Origin of the sequence: Pseudomonas sp. P867 (assembly GCF_019891455.1) — a bacterium.
Classification (GTDB): domain Bacteria; phylum Pseudomonadota; class Gammaproteobacteria; order Pseudomonadales; family Pseudomonadaceae; genus Aquipseudomonas; species Aquipseudomonas synxantha_A.
Window position 1 is genome coordinate 232499 of record NZ_JAFLXB010000004.1, and the last position, 15402, is coordinate 247900.

The 15402-nt window shown below is 58.1% G+C and carries 12 protein-coding genes, 2 tRNA genes and 1 pseudogene; 12 read left to right on the forward strand and 3 right to left on the reverse strand.

The window, feature by feature from the left end; translation table 11 throughout:
* Nucleotides 1–56: 56 nt before the first annotated feature.
* The 4 genes from J1G33_RS09710 (at nucleotide 57) to J1G33_RS09725 (ending at nucleotide 2876) form a co-directional block, all read left to right on the forward strand.
* Nucleotides 57–132, forward strand: a tRNA-Phe gene (locus J1G33_RS09710).
* A gap of 228 nt (nucleotides 133–360) precedes the next feature.
* Nucleotides 361–759, forward strand: a complete 399-nt coding sequence (locus J1G33_RS09715) for a TonB family protein (RefSeq protein ID WP_262416776.1) — start codon at nucleotides 361–363, stop codon at nucleotides 757–759.
* Between the two features lie 86 nt (nucleotides 760–845).
* Entirely contained in the window at nucleotides 846–1517 is a 672-nt protein-coding gene (locus tag J1G33_RS09720; protein ID WP_005783902.1) for a hypothetical protein, read from the forward strand.
* 198 nt (nucleotides 1518–1715) lie between these two features.
* Nucleotides 1716–2876 carry a Fic family protein gene (locus tag J1G33_RS09725; RefSeq protein WP_032878370.1) on the forward strand — a complete coding sequence of 387 codons (1161 nt, stop codon included), beginning with the start codon at nucleotides 1716–1718 and terminating at the stop codon, nucleotides 2874–2876.
* 22 nt (nucleotides 2877–2898) lie between these two features.
* Here J1G33_RS09725 and J1G33_RS09730 read toward each other — a convergent pair whose 3' ends face one another.
* Together J1G33_RS09730 and J1G33_RS09735 are read right to left on the reverse strand one after the other, a co-directional pair.
* Nucleotides 2899–4506: a hypothetical protein gene (locus J1G33_RS09730; protein ID WP_223017988.1), complete on the reverse strand. Its 1608-nt coding sequence runs from the start codon at nucleotides 4504–4506 to the stop codon at nucleotides 2899–2901.
* An 87-nt stretch (nucleotides 4507–4593) separates the two neighbouring features.
* Entirely contained in the window at nucleotides 4594–5559 is a 966-nt protein-coding gene (locus J1G33_RS09735; protein WP_223017989.1) for an arsenic resistance protein, read from the reverse strand.
* A 158-nt stretch (nucleotides 5560–5717) separates the two neighbouring features.
* On the opposite strand from J1G33_RS09735, the gene J1G33_RS09740 reads away from it, so the two are divergent.
* Nucleotides 5718–6131 (forward strand): hypothetical protein, encoded by a 414-nt coding sequence (locus J1G33_RS09740; protein ID WP_005783897.1) that lies wholly within the window; start codon nucleotides 5718–5720, stop codon nucleotides 6129–6131.
* Between the two features lie 115 nt (nucleotides 6132–6246).
* Here J1G33_RS09740 and gabP read toward each other — a convergent pair whose 3' ends face one another.
* On the reverse strand, nucleotides 6247–7638 hold the full coding sequence (gabP, locus tag J1G33_RS09745) for a GABA permease (RefSeq protein WP_005783895.1): 1392 nt from the start codon (nucleotides 7636–7638) through the stop codon (nucleotides 6247–6249).
* Nucleotides 7639–8194: 556 nt separating this feature from the next.
* Between gabP and J1G33_RS09750 the strand changes: the two genes are divergently transcribed.
* From J1G33_RS09750 to J1G33_RS09780, 7 genes and pseudogenes are all read left to right on the forward strand, one after another.
* Nucleotides 8195–8968 (forward strand): ABC transporter ATP-binding protein, encoded by a 774-nt coding sequence (locus J1G33_RS09750; protein WP_223017990.1) that lies wholly within the window; start codon nucleotides 8195–8197, stop codon nucleotides 8966–8968.
* Between the two features lie 13 nt (nucleotides 8969–8981).
* Entirely contained in the window at nucleotides 8982–9734 is a 753-nt protein-coding gene (locus tag J1G33_RS09755) for an ABC transporter substrate-binding protein (RefSeq protein ID WP_005783892.1), read from the forward strand.
* Between the two features lie 74 nt (nucleotides 9735–9808).
* Nucleotides 9809–10504, forward strand: a complete 696-nt coding sequence (locus J1G33_RS09760) for an ABC transporter permease (protein WP_005783890.1) — start codon at nucleotides 9809–9811, stop codon at nucleotides 10502–10504.
* A 38-nt stretch (nucleotides 10505–10542) separates the two neighbouring features.
* Nucleotides 10543–11232 (forward strand): ABC transporter permease, encoded by a 690-nt coding sequence (locus tag J1G33_RS09765; RefSeq protein WP_032803763.1) that lies wholly within the window; start codon nucleotides 10543–10545, stop codon nucleotides 11230–11232.
* The gene (locus J1G33_RS09770; RefSeq protein WP_223017991.1) at nucleotides 11213–12400 is read left to right on the forward strand and encodes a methyltransferase; all 1188 of its coding nucleotides are present in this window, start codon (nucleotides 11213–11215) and stop codon (nucleotides 12398–12400) included. Before J1G33_RS09765 ends, J1G33_RS09770 begins: the two co-directional genes overlap by 20 nt.
* A gap of 464 nt (nucleotides 12401–12864) precedes the next feature.
* Nucleotides 12865–12940 (forward strand) — tRNA-Thr (locus tag J1G33_RS09775).
* Between the two features lie 172 nt (nucleotides 12941–13112).
* Nucleotides 13113–14434: pseudogene (locus tag J1G33_RS09780) on the forward strand (integrase arm-type DNA-binding domain-containing protein).
* Nucleotides 14435–15402: the final 968 nt, after the last annotated feature.

Here is a 15402-nt window from a genome sequence, read left to right on the forward strand (position 1 = left end):
ATTTTTTGAAAACTTGCTTGACGACCCCCTGAAAAACCCGTTTAATGCGCCCCGTTGCCCAGATAGCTCAGTCGGTAGAGCAGGGGATTGAAAATCCCCGTGTCGGCGGTTCGATTCCGTCTCTGGGCACCAAAATACCGAGAAACCCCAAGGAACAATGTTCCTTGGGGTTTTTTATTGCCTGCGATTTAATGGGCTCTGGATCACCTTGGACCCGGATGCCGAGCAGGAGCGCCTTGAATAAAGGCAATCACGATACCGGCACCGATCAAGCCCATCGGCAAAGCCGTCGAGGGAGTGAGCCTTCCAAGCGCCTGGATTTGAAATACTCTGTGGCGCCAGATAGTACGGACGCAAAAAATGCTCAAGGAAATATGTATGAAGTATTGCTGGATCGCACTTGCCCTGCTGCTTGGCGCCTGCGCAAGAACCCCTTCCCCAGAGCAACTGGCAGAACAGCAGTTATGGGAACAACAGTTGATAAGCCATATACAGCTGTTCAAATTTTACCCGGCAAACGCCCAGGCGCAGCGGCTGGAAGGCCAGGTCAATATTGAATTCATCATCGATGCCCACGGCAACTTGTTGCGTCAGCGCGTCATCAGTCACTCAGGCTCTGAGCTTTTTGTTGCTGCCGTGCAGGTATCTCTTCCAGCAGCATCGCCAATGCCTGCTCCGCCTGCGTCAGTTCTCAAGGATGGTGAAGTCGAGGTGCGCGCACCCTTTGTGTTTTGCCTGACCCCATCCTGCGCAGGCTAAGCTAAGCCCCAGAGCGATTGAGGCTTGTTTTTCACTGGCTTCAATCGTCCACCCTTTACCCCATTCACAGCTGTAAGGTTTCTTTCATGACACGCCTCTTGCTCTGCTCGCTATTACTGCTGACTGCACTACTCAGTGGATGCGCCACGCAAATGGACGTAGCGATCAACGCGACACCCGATCCGGACTATCACTTCGACCGCCAGGCAACCGTACTGGTGACGTCTGTCGGGGGCAGCGACGAAAACGCACTCAATGCCCGGTATTACCTGCGCGACATGGTCAGCGCCATGAAGGACCAGGGCTTTCGCAATGTCTTTACCGACACCACTCTTCCCAAGAACCATGCACCGATCAAAATGACCATCACCCTTGATGTCGAAAGCAAGCAGGTCACTTACCGCTACACCGCTACCGAGTATGGCCAGGTAGCAAACAGCACCACCACGCAGTGCAAGAAGAACAAGAAAAAGACCGACCAACTGACCTGCACCAGCACCCCGAACACCTCCTATGGCCCGGTAGGCACATCGGAACGCACCGGCTACACCACCCTCACCACCTTCCGGGCTACCGCTCGGGACGAGGCGAGCAGGCGCGCCGTGTATGTGCTTCGAGTATCGTCCTATAACGACGATTGCCAGGCGGCCAAGGTCGAAGCCTTCCTGGTACAGCAGGGCCTGCAGAACCTGAACTTCCAGGACCGCGTGCAGCGCAATTACACGGTGACGATGCCTGAGGGGTATCGCTGCAAATAGCTTGCTCCCGTCCGGATACAGCTTGGGCACCCTGACCAAAGCCAACCGGACCTAGTTTCATTTGGGATATTTTTCACTTATCCGAACTGTTTTTTTGAGATAGTGTAGGGCCTCATCAGGCCCTTAACGCCTTCCCTACGGGCATCAAATCAGCCTGCTTTCGAGATAATCAAAATATCAATTGGAGATACTTTCCATATGCCCGAGTTTGCTCATCACGATCTGGAGCTATTGAACCCCTCGTTCGACTCGGGCCTGGTTGATGTTCTGAGCGAGCTGGAACACCTGCGCCGCCTGCAACTGGGTGGCGATACACCGCCTGCTGTTTTTTTCCAGTTGAAAGCCCTGTTTCATACGCTGGAAAGCCTGGGCTCTGCACGTATCGAGGGCAACCACACGACACTGGCCGACTACATCGAAAGCAAAGTCGAAGGGGCAGCCGAGGCTTCAGATCCGTTGCGGGAAATTGCGAATATCGAAAAGGCCATGGACTACGTCGAAAGCATCATGCAGACCGGCGCTGATCTCACGGAGTTTGCGATTCGAGAGCTTCACTCAATCACCGTCCAGGGACTGCAACGCGAAGGTGATCGTACGCCAGGTGCTTACCGCGAGTCCGGGGTCAGCATTGCCCAGTCCGATCACCTCCCGCCCGAGGCGGTGATGGTGCCAGGCTACATGCAAGAACTCGTCGCCTTTGTGAATAAGCAGGATGCCCCCAAGTACGATCTGATGAAAGTCGCGCTGGCCCACCACCGGTTTGGCTGGATCCACCCATTTGGCAACGGCAATGGCCGCGTCGTGCGCCTTCTGACGTACGCAATGTTGATGAAGTACGGCTTCAACGTGAGCGCTGGCGGCCGAGTCCTGAATCCGACGGCAGTCTTCTGTATCGACCGCGAAAAGTATTACTCGATGCTTTCCACCGCTGACACAGGCACCAAGGAAGGCCTTGAGGCTTGGTGTACGTATGTGCTGGCAGGCATTAGAGATGAATTAGAGAAAGTCAGCAGGCTGACGGACTACCGCTACCTGACCAGGCACATTCTTGCCCCCACCATTGCATTGGCGAAAGACCGCGCATGGATAACGCCTCTTGAAGAGAAAATTCTGAGCACCGCGATCCAACTGAAGGTGGTCAAGTCGGGCGATATCGCTGACGCTCTACCGACACTGTCCGCCGCCCAAAGAACCTATCAAATAAAAAAATTGGTCGACCAAGGGATGCTGCTTCCCATCAGTCCAGGCGCTCGGCAGTACACAATCGGGTTCTCAAATAATTATTTGATCAGAGGGGTTATCAAATCCCTGCGCGAAGAAGGCTTTATCCCTGAGCAGCTGGACAAACCTTATCCATGAGGAGGCCCGCCAAGTTGCCCCCTCACTTCAGCAAAAACACCATCAACGGATTGTCATTCAGCCGCCCCGCAAAGCTTGGCGCCAATTGCTCCACCGGCGAGCCCTTCAACAGCGCAGTCTCCTTGCGCGGCACAATCACCCAGGATGGCCGGGGCAGCTCACTCAGCTTCTCAAGCTGGTGACGCCCGACAAACAGTGGCTGCTCATCGTGATCCAGGTTCATCATGTAGCGCACCGCCCAGGTGTCCCGGGCCAGGTCGACAAACACCAAAGGGCCAGGCTGCGACTCACGCAGTGCCTCCACCTGGCTGACAAACCGTCGGGTGTCGAATTGCAGGTCCTTGGCCGGTTCTATCGCCGCGACCAGCAACAACCATTGCGCCGCCAGTGCGATCACGCTGAGCCATACCAGACGCAACGGCCGGCGCCAGGCAATCAACGCCGCGAGTTGCAACACCACCAACACACCAATCATCAGCGGCAGGGAAATATCCGGCCAATAGCCCTGCTTGTGCCAGGCGTTCCGACACACAAACAACACAACCACGCACAACGCCGGTAACGCTGCGACAAGCCCTTCGTAACAACGGCGCACGCCCAACAGCCAACCTTGCGCCTGGAGCAGCCCATAGGCCGCAACAGCCGCAAACATCGGCACCATCGGCAAGATGTAATAAGCGCGCTTGAAGTGCGGCACCGACAACCCGAGCAGAATCATCAAGCCACACGCCCCGAGGCGCACCAGCAGTTGCAGCTGCCCGTCGACCCAGCGCTCCGGCCAGCGATGGCGTAGCGCGACCAGAGTGGCCAACGCCAGCGGCACCACCGGGAAGTAACGGTACAAACTCAGCTGGAAATAGAAATAGAACGGCTCACCGGACTCATCCAGGCGCCCGCCGACCTGCATCCTGAACACTTCATCAGCAAAGGCATCACCGCCACTCAACCGCGCAAGCTTCATCAGCAGCCACCAGCACACTGCTAGCAGCACCAGGCCGATAACGCCGTGGATCAGGACTTGCCGGACGCGCTCGCCCGGCCTGCCCAGCGCCCAATACACGCACACCACCCCACACACCTCGATCAACCCCAGCGGGCCACGAATGGCAAAGGCCAGGACGAACAACGGGAACACCGCCAATTGCCGCAGCCGCGACCCCAGGCGCTCGCCACTGTGCAGCAGATAGAAACTGCCGACACACAGCAGCGCGATCATCTGGTCCAGGCAGACCGAGCGCGATTTTTCGAGCAACTGGGTGGTGAGCAGCGTCAGCAGCACCGTCAAAAATGCCCATGGGCGACTGAACGGCGCCAGCAGGCGGTACATCAGCGCGATCACGCCGGCCGATGCAAGCGCGGTGGGCAGCACATTCGCCAGGTGGTTCGGCGCATCAAACCAGCGAGCGAATACAAAACTGAAGAAGGTCGCGGTGCCTGGGTAGTCCGCGTAAGGCTGACCGTAAGTGGTGGGGAAAAAACTGGCGCCGTGGCGAAACATTTCCTGCATGAACAACGCCCAACGCCCATCAAAGCCCTGGGGCTGCTGATCCCAGATCCCCAACGTGAACAACAACAGGGCGATCAGAAAGAGGTCCAAGGACTCCAGGCGAAAACGGTTGCGATGATCCATCGGGTGACCTGTCAGGTGGGAAGCGCTGGCGTATGGTGCCGAGCACTGCCCTGAATAGCGCCTGAACAAACCTGAACATTCACGCTTTTATCGACTTGCGGGCCACACCACTGCCGGGATCAGGCGAACGTAGACCAACTCGGCCACCAACTCGACGAGGGTTTGCAGGATCACCGCCGCGGCAGCCAACCCGCGCATGTCCTCCGGCAAGGCCAGCGCCAATGGCAATACCACCAGCGAGTTGCGCGTCGAAGCACTGAACGTCACCGCCCGTGCACTTGGCGCAGGCAGCGCAAACAGTCGCGCAGCCAGGATCCCCATCAACGGCGCCAGCAGTACGAAGCCCAGGTAGATCGCAAGCACTGGCAGCAACAGGTCGAAGTCGCGCATCACCGATGTGATTTGCGACCCGATCACCACGAACAGCACCAGGGCCATCGCCGGCACCGGCAACCAAGCCCACGCACTGCTCCATTTGTCGACCAGCCTTGATCGTCGCGCCAGGTAGGCCGTCAGCACAGCCAGCAGCATCGGCACCACGATCAACAACAGGAATGCCTCGATAAACGGGTCGATCTCAACCACCACACCCGAGTGTGCGCCCAGCATAAAACCCAGGTACACCGGCAGCAGTGCCAACTGCAGCAGCAACAGCAACGGTGTGGCCGCCAGCATCAACCGCGAATCGCCCTTGCCGATGTGGGTGAACACCACCACGTAATCAATACAGGGCGTCAACAACACCAGTAATGCCCCCACCAACAGCGCAGGATGCCCCGACAGGCCACGGGTCAGCGCCCACACCAGCAATGGCACCAGAATAAAATTGGCCAGCAACAACGCCGAGACAAAGCGAATATTGCCCAACCCCTGGCGCAGATCGAGGAAAGGAATCTGCAGGAACATCGCGTACATCAATACCGCGATGGCAGGTGTGATCAATGCGCTCAAACCGTGAGCCACTAGAGGCGCGAACACTCCACAGGCAGCGGCCAGCAGGATGGCGACAAAATAGAAGGGGATCTGGTTATGCTCAAGGGCATCGCGGGTCATGAAGACGCTCTGGCAGATGACAAAGGCGTAGCCTATTGATCTATGGCCTGGTGGTCGAGCGCGATAAGCGACCAAACCCCGCCCGGATTTCCTTGGGATTTACCCCAACCTGCGCTTCAATACTCTACCCCGATCCAGAACCCAAGGATGTTGAGCCCATGGCTTCGCCGAACAAGCAGCAAAAACGCGCCCAGCGGGCAAAGACCAAGGCCAAGCAAAACCGCACCCAGCGCGCCGTCGCGGCCAAGCCGGATGCGTTCGCCGGCGACGACAGCCGCATCGATCTTGAATCGGTGGACTTGACCGAACTGTTCGTCGAGATGCGCACCGCAGGCGAGATCAGCCAGCAGGCTCTGTGCGCGGTGTTCCTCGCACACCCGCTGTTGGCGCTGGTGCTGGAGCAGGAAGGCGAAGAGGAAGCGACCGACTTCATCCTGGCGGCGCTGATTGAATATCGGCAGTGGGCCACTGACAGCGATGACGAGGCCGCTGCGTTGGCGTGGATCGAATCGCCGCAGTTCCAGGCGGACTATGTAGCAGCATCCCAGGCGCTGACAGCCTCAACAGACTGACACATACAAAATGTGGGAGGGGGCTTGCTCCCGATGGCAGAGTCTCAGTCGACATCTCAGTGACTGACAAACTGCATCGGGAGCAAGCCCCCTCCCACATTTGCACCACATTCCGTCAGTTGAGCACTGCTGCGCCTACCTTCTGGGCCTTGCGGCGGCTCGCCACGAACAACCCAGCCAGCACCACCAGCAAGCTCAACACTCCCGTCGCGATGATCTCGACCCGGTGCGCTTCCTGGAACAGCATGATGGTCAACGTACCGACGATAAACACCATCACGGCGTACGTCAGGCCAGGAAACAGCCACATCTTGAACACGATCTTCTCGCCCGCCGCCGCACGCTTTTGACGCATGCGCAGTTGCGACACGGCAATCACCAGGTACACCAGCAACGCAATGGCGCCGGAGCTGGCCAGCAGGAATTCGAACACGGCCGCCGGGGCCACGTAGTTGGCAAATACCGCGAGGAACGCCGCGCCGGTGGACAGCAACACCGCCCAATAAGGTGTACCACTTTTGTTGGTGCGCTTGGCCACCGCTGGTGCATCACCGCGACGCCCGAGGGAGAACAACATACGCGAGGCGGTGTAGAGCGCCGAGTTGAGGCAACTGGTAACAGCCACCAGCACCACCAGGTCGACGATCAGCTTGGCATTCGGGATGCCCATGCGCTCAAGTACCGTCTGGTAGGAACCTACGGCCGCCAGGGTCGGATCGTTCCAAGGCACCAGCGACACGACAATGAAGATCGACAGCAGGTAGAACAAACCAATCCGCCAGATGACCGAGTTGGTGGCCTTGGTGATTTGCTGGCCGGGGTTCTTGGATTCCGCTGCAGCGATGGTCACGATCTCAGTGCCCATGAACGAGAACATGGTGGTCAGGATCGCTGCCAGAACCGCGCCCATCCCATTAGGCATAAAGCCCTGGGTATCGAACAGGTGCGAAACACCGCTGACCTGGCTGGTGGGCAAAAAGCCGAAAATCGCGGCCAGGCCGAGGATTACAAAGCCGACGATGGCCACGACTTTAATCAACGCAAACCAGAACTCGAACTCACCGTAGTTCTTCACGCTGAACAGGTTGGTTGCCGTCAGCAACAACGTAATGACCAGGGTAAACACCCAAATCGCCACGTCGGGGAACCAGGCGTGCAGGATAGTCGCCGCCGCGTTGGCTTCCAACGGAATCACCAGCACCCAGAACCACCAGTACAACCAACCAATGGTAAACCCAGCCCAGTGACCGATTGCGCGGTCGGCATAGGTAGAGAACGAACCGGTATCGGGTGACGCAACAGCCATCTCGGCCAGCATCCGCATCACCAGCACCACCAACGTACCGGCGGCCGCGTAGGCCAGCAGCACGGCGGGGCCGGCGGCAGCAATCGCATGGCCAGAGCCGACAAACAAACCTGCGCCGATTACGCCGGCAATCGACAGCATGGTGACATGCCGCGGCTTGAGCCCCTGTTCGAGGTCATTGGAGCTTTGAGTACTACTCATTGACACACCTTTGCGAGGAATTGCGAAAACGGGTTCGCCCGGCCTGCAGCCTTTCTCGTGAAAAGAATCCAACAGGGCGTTCTTTATTTTTTACGCAAGATTTGCGCCAAAATGTAACAGAGCCGCCATTGACGCGGGCTGTAGGACAATTCATCAGCGCTCGCAAGTCTTTGAGAATCATGGCATTCCGCTATAGCGTTACCGTGCGACTCACCTTCAAGCCAATCAGGCGCACCAAAAACACACACAAAAAGTACGTGACGCCCCATAAACGGGCTGATATGGACCGTTTGCCCGGTTAACCCTTCCAACACCCGGCCAAAGCTGGCACCATCGCGCCCTTTTTTACGCGAAGCCTGTGGATCTTTCGGGTTCAAACGTCTGTAGGTTGTTGATGGCGCGACACGCTACTGCGCCGATGCGACACACTGCCGCAGACCACCAGTTAACCGTCCGCAGCGCTGTTGGCTGTCATCCAAACGCTATGCTAGCTTGGCGCCTCGCCAGGAAGGCGGCCCAACAGCGAAGATCGCAACGAACACAATGAGGACCGCACATGGCCCAGGCCACGCCCGCGCTTGAAATCCGCAACTTGCACAAACGCTATGGTGAGCTTGAGGTACTCAAGGGTATCTCGCTGACCGCTCGCGACGGCGATGTGATCTCGATCCTGGGTTCCTCCGGTTCCGGCAAGTCCACCTTCCTGCGTTGCATCAACCTGCTGGAAAACCCGCATCAGGGCCAGATCCTGGTAGCCGGCGAAGAGCTCAAGCTCAAAGCCGCAAAAAACGGCGAGCTGATGGCCGCCGACGGAAAGCAGATCAACCGCCTGCGCAGCGAAATTGGTTTTGTGTTTCAAAACTTTAACCTGTGGCCGCACATGAGCATCCTCGACAACATCATCGAGGCCCCTCGTCGCGTGCTCGGCCAAAGCAAGGCTGAAGCAATAGAAGTGGCCGAGGCCTTGCTGGCCAAGGTCGGTATTGCCGACAAGCGTCACGCCTACCCTGCACAACTCTCCGGCGGCCAGCAACAACGGGCGGCGATCGCGCGCACCCTGGCGATGCAACCTAAAGTCATCCTGTTCGATGAACCCACGTCGGCGCTTGACCCGGAAATGGTTCAGGAAGTACTTAATGTGATCCGCGCACTGGCCGAAGAAGGCCGCACCATGCTGCTGGTCACCCACGAAATGGGCTTCGCCCGCCAGGTATCCACCGAAGTGGTGTTTTTGCACCAGGGCCTGGTCGAAGAGCAAGGATCGCCACAGCAGGTGTTTGAAAACCCGCTTTCGGCGCGCTGCAAACAATTCATGTCCAGCAACCGCTAACGGAGCAACATGCATGCAGACCTATAAGAAATTCCTTCTGGCCGCGGCCGTCTCGATGGCGTTCAGCGCCACGGCCATGGCAGAAACCTTGAAAATGGGGATCGAAGCGGCTTACCCGCCCTTCAACAATAAAGACGCCAGCGGCAACGTAGTGGGCTTCGACAAGGACATCGGCGACGCCCTGTGCGCCAAGATGAAAGTCGAGAAGTGCGAAGTGTATGTGTCCGACTGGGACGGCATCATCCCTGCCTTGAACGCCAAGAAGTTCGACTTCCTGGTGTCTTCGCTGTCGATCACCGATGAGCGCAAGCAAGCGGTTGACTTCACCGACCCGTACTACTCGAACAAGCTGCAGTTCATTGCGCCAAAAGCCACGGCAGACTTCAAGACTGACGCCGCTTACCTGAAGGGCAAGGTGATCGGTGCACAGCGTGCGACGCTGGCCGGTACCTACCTGGAAGACAAGCTGCCGGACACCGAAGCCAAGCTCTACGACACTCAGGAAAACGCCTACCTCGACCTGACCTCCGGTCGCCTTGACGGCATCCTCGCCGACAAGTACGTGCAGTACGAGTGGCTCAAGAGCAAAGACGGTTCGGCCTATGAGTTCAAAGGCGACCCGGTGGTGGAAAGCGACAAGATCGGTATCGCCGTACGCAAGGGCGACCCATTGCGCGAGCGCCTGAACAAAGCCCTGGCAGAGATCAAGGCAGACGGCACCTACAAAAAGATCAACGACAAGTACTTCCCGTTCAGCATCGAATGATCTGAACGACCTGCCCGGCGCGCTCCTGGGAGCGCGTCGGCTTTTAGCAATGCCTGCCGCGATATGAAAACACCATGAATTTCGATCTCTACGGATTCGGCCCGGCCCTCGCCGCCGGCGCGCTGATGACCGTCAAACTGGCGCTCACGGCCCTGTGCCTGGGGCTGGTGCTCGGCCTTGCCGGCGCCTTGGCCAAGACTTCGCCGTACAAGCCGCTGCAATGGCTGGGCGGTGCGTATTCGACCATCGTTCGCGGTATTCCCGAATTACTGTGGGTGCTGCTGATTTACTTCGGCACCGTCAACCTGATGCGAGCCCTGGGTGAGTTTTTTGGCAACCCCGACCTGTCGCTGAGTGCCTTCGCCGCCGGCGTCATCGCCCTGGGCCTGTGCTTCGGCGCCTACGCCACCGAAGTGTTTCGCGGCGCGATCCTCGCCATTCCCAAGGGCCACCGCGAAGCCGGTGTGGCATTGGGGCTGTCGAAATTTCGGATTTTCACCCGGTTGATCATGCCGCAGATGTGGCGTATCGCCCTGCCGGGCCTGGGCAACCTGTTCATGATCCTGATGAAAGACACCGCACTGGTGTCGGTGATCGGCCTTGAAGAGATCATGCGCCACGCGCAGATCGGCGTGACCGTGACCAAGCAGCCATTCACCTTCTTCATGGTTGCGGCGTTCATGTACCTGGGCCTGACCGTACTGGCGATGACCAGCATGCACTTCCTGGAAAAACGCGCCGCCCGCGGCTTTGCAAGGAGCACCCAATGAGCGGCGACTACGGTTGGCTATCGCACTTTGACCTGGGCCTGAACTGGGCCGTGATCATCAAGTGGCTGCCGAAGTTGGCCCAGGGCGCCACCCTGACCCTGGAGCTGGTGGCAATCGCCGTGATCGCCGGCCTGCTGCTGGCGATTCCACTGGGTATCGCGCGCTCTTCGCGCCGCTGGTACGTGAGCGCCCTGCCCTATGGCTACATCTTCTTCTTCCGTGGCACGCCGCTGCTGGTGCAGCTGTTCCTGGTGTATTACGGGCTGGCGCAGTTCGATGCCGTGCGCAACAGCTTCATGTGGCCGTACCTGCGCGACCCGTTCTGGTGCGCCACGGCCACCATGACCTTGCACACCGCGGCCTATATCGCCGAGATCCTGCGCGGTGCGATCCAGGCCATTCCGCCGGGCGAGATCGAAGCAGCGCGGGCATTGGGCATGTCCAAACCGAAAACGCTGTTCTACATCATCCTGCCCCGCGCCTCACGCATCGGCCTGCCGGCCTACAGCAACGAAGTGATCCTGATGCTCAAGGCCAGTGCCCTGGCCAGTACCGTGACCCTGCTGGAACTGACCGGCATGGCCCGCACCATCATTGCCCGCACTTACCTGCCGGTAGAGATTTTCTTCGCCGCGGGTTTGTTCTACCTGCTGATGGCTTACGTGCTGGTGCGCGGTTTCAAACTGCTGGAAAAGTGGCTGCGCGTCGATGCGTGCCAAGGACGTTGAGGCACGCTTCCAGGCACTGGATGCATTCCTGATCGAGTACCAAGGGCTGTGGCGACCACGGCCCTTTACTCAGTTGCAGTTGCCCTGGGAAACCGAGCATCTCGAGTTATCCCAGTGGCTGCGTCGGCGTTCGTTGGCCGAAGCTGAAGCCAGTCACAACCACCCCCACGACCTGCCTGCGCCTGCACCGTTTCCACAGCTGGCCGCTCAAGCACTGCGCCTGAGTGCTGTGGATAAGTTACCCGCCCACTCACTGGACCCCGCTCGCCACCGTTTGAATGTGGACGTGCCCGGGCGCAAGTGGCAACAGATCGAAGCCTTCGGCGCCGCACTGACTTTTGCCCAGACGCCTGCCCACTGGCTGGACTGGTGCGCCGGCAAAGGCCATCTTGGCCGCCGCCTGCTGCAACCCGGCCAACGGTTGACCTGCCTGGAATATGACCCGGCCCTGATTGCGTCCGGCCAAGCCCTGAGCGATCACCACGGCTTGCCCGCTGCCCATTGCCTGCAAGACGTGATGGCCGATGTAGCGATCGACCCCGAACACACACCTGTGGCCCTGCACGCCTGCGGCGACCTGCACGTGCGCCTGCTGCAACTGGCCAGCGCCGCTGGCTGCAAACAATTGGCGCTGGCGCCCTGCTGCTACAATCGCATCAATGCCGAGCGCTACCAGGCACTGTCCGGCGCCGGGCGCGCATCCCTGCTAACCCTGTCGATTGATGATCTGGGATTGCCCCTGAGCGAAACCGTCACCGCCGGCAACCGCGTGCGCCAGCAACGGGACACCTCCATGGCGCGGCGCCTGGGCTTTGATCGACTACAGCGGCAACTGCGTAACTGCGACGACTATTTGCCGACGCCCTCTCTGCCCGCCAGTTGGCTGGATAAATCCTTCGCCGACTACTGCCGCGAGCTGGCAAACCTCAAGAATTTATCCACAGGTGAACAAGACTGGCCGGCGCTCGAAGCCTACGGCTGGCAGCGCCTGGCCGAAGTGCGAAACCTGGAGTTGGTAAGGGGTTTGTTTCGACGCCCACTGGAAATGTGGCTGGTGCTGGATCGCGCACTTTTTTTGAGCGAACAGGGCTACAACGTCGAGGTCGGCACCTTCTGCGAACCAACGCTCACGCCACGCAACCTGATGGTGCTGGCCCAGCGCGAATAAGGTGCAAAGTTCCCTGCACGCGCCCTGTGGATAACTCTGTTGATGGAATCTTTGCGGAAGCTGTAGTAATCGGCGCTGAACGCCAAAAGCGAGGCTGGTCATTTTTTCTTCACAAAATAAAACGCACACAAAACAGGCAGTTGCAGCGTGTTGAGAACGGCTGCACAAAATGGCTGTTTCGTGACAGCTGTTACCAACCGATTGTGCATAAGCATCAGACGTTAAACGTATAAAGCGGACTTTGCAGGGTGGTTTTTGGCGGTTTCAGCGGGCGGAGAACCTCGTTGGGCGCCGGATCGCTCAGGTGCGCGGGGTAACTGGCATGACGCGGAAGTGACGGCTTTTTACGCTGCTACACCGTGTGGAAAACACGCTAATCGCAAGAAACCTTGGTTTTTGCAAAAATAGTCAGAATTCAGGGGTTTACAGAACCTTTCCAATCGCTATAATCGTCGCCCTAACACGCCGGTATAGCTCAGTTGGTAGAGCAACTGACTTGTAATCAGTAGGTCCCGGGTTCGACTCCTGGTGCCGGCACCATACAAGGTTCCAGAGAAGGCTTTCAAAATCTCTGGAACCCCCGAAAAACCCGCCTTCTGGCGGGTTTTTTCGTTTTAGCGTTCCATCGGTTTTCGTCAGAAACTGGTGGATTCCAACCGTTTTAAGGGTAGAGTTTGGGATACAGGTCACTTCGATAAAAGGGAGTACCCTTATGTCGCGCACCACAGCTCCGCTCTCCGACGCAGCTTGCCGCTTGGCAAAACCTACAGACCGCGCCTACAAGCTTTTCGACGGCGACGGCCTCTACCTCCTAGTCCAACCCAATGGCCGCAAAGGCTGGCGGCTCCGTTACGTCAACCTGACGGACGCGAAGGACTGACCTCGTTCGGCAATTACCCCGTCATTGGCCTCGCCGATGCGCGCCGCAAGCGCTTGGAAGTTAAGCGAATGCTGGCGGATGGCGTTGATCCTATAGAGACCAAGCACCAAGCCAAGGCGGAAGCCGTAATCAAAGGCAGAACCTTTGAAAGCGTTGCGCTCGACTGGCATACGGAAATGTCGGCCAAGTGGGCACCAGGCCATTCCAAGACAGTGATGAGCCGCCTCAAAACCCACGTATTCCCGCTGATCGGCGCAAGCGCCATCGTTGATCTCGACACCCATGACCTTATGCAGCCCTTGGAAGCGATCAAGAAGCGCGGAACGATCGACGTTGCTTTAAGGGTACAAAACTATCTGCAGAGCATCATGCGCGAGGCAAAGCGCCAACGGCTTATCACCATAAACCCTGCTTACGATCTCGAAGGCTCGATCAAAGCCCCGCGGGTGGTACATCGCCCCGCTCTACCCTTATCGCGACTGCCGGAACTGCAGGAGCGGATCGACACCTATAAAGGCCGGGCACTTACCCGTCTGACGGTGATGCTGTCGCTGCATGTGTTTGTACGATCCAGCGAACTGCGTTTCGCCCGCTGGAGCGAGTTCGACCTCAAGCGCGGTACCTGGGAGATACCGGACACTCGACCAGCGTTGGAAGGCGTACCCTTTTCCACAAGGGGTACGAAGATGGCAGGGGATATCCATTTAGTACCCTTATCGCCGCAAGCAGTGGCGCTACTCGAAAAAATCCATGCACTCACAGGCAAATTCGCATTGGTCTTCGCAGGGGATGTCAAACCCTGGAAGCCCATGTCCGAAAATACCGTGAACAACGCGCTACGGACGATGGGATACGACACCAAAACCGATATCTGTGGACATGGGTTTCGTTCGATGGCCTGCAGCGCACTGATCGAGTCAGGACTGTGGTCGGAGACAGCTATTGAACGGCAGATGAGCCACAAGGAGCGCAACAACGTCCGCGCCGCTTACATCCACAAGGCTGAGTTCATCGAGGAACGCAGGCTGATCATGAACTGGTGGAGTCGGTACCTGGAGGCCAACCGGCAGGAGCATGTCACCCCCCACGAATTCGCGAATCAGACCGGACCGAACGTCACTCGCTTAAAAGCAAAACGTGGCGCAAATGAGTAAGCGCTCGGTCTTCATATTTCAGTGATCCGCTTGTCCACGCGGGTCCATCCAAGCAGGGCTGCAAAGCCGCCCTGCTTGGATGGACCTCACTTAAAAAATCTAAAGTCCATGCAACTGTCTGTGGAAAACCACAGATTTCCACCGGTGGATAATTTCATCCACAGCCGCAGAACTCCCAAAAATTCGAGCCTTGACCCAATTTATCCACAGGCGTAGAAAAGATCGAGCAAAGGGCTGTCGTTGACAGCAACCCAGGTAGCCAGAACCTTTAAGGCTACGCCACACCGTGGTGGTTCTCCCAAAGTGCGATTAGCGTCCGGCGGCTCGCATGGTCACAGCGATGTGATGGATGCCTACTTTTAACAGTGTGCCCACTGCGGCAACTCATCCCCTTTCATAGCTGCCCTGCAGCAACCTATCCGCTTGGCCATTTCCTTGCGCCAGCCTGCGCCCGTCTCTTTCTTCCGGAAAGAGACGGGCGCTCCTACCGCTGCTGCAGCCCAACTCGTACAAGGCTTTGCGGCATTCCCCCTCGTGACAATCGGCGTGACAAACACCGAAAAGTCACCAGCAACAGCGATGCAGATGATGGTGCCGCAGCCTACAAAATGGACTGCACCTGACTGACAGTCAGGCACGCCCCGGTCATCGCTTCACTGCCTTCACCTGACTCAGGATCTCGCGGCAACGGTCTCGTCAGCCAGTGCAGCCTCCACCCGCCCACTTCCTCGGAAGTGCTCAGGAGGCCAGATCATGAGATGCCCAAGCTCCCGGTCGTAAAGAGCCGTCAGTCCCGCGTTAGTGGACAACCCTCACAGGTCGCAGGGGCCTTGATCCCTGATAACACTAAACATTCTTGGCGGGATGACGTGGGGGAGGTATTGACGTTTACCTTCGAGTGGAGTCTGGTCACGTTTTGCTCGGGAAACTATACGAGCGAAATTTTGGGAAGGATCGGCAGCTAGGTT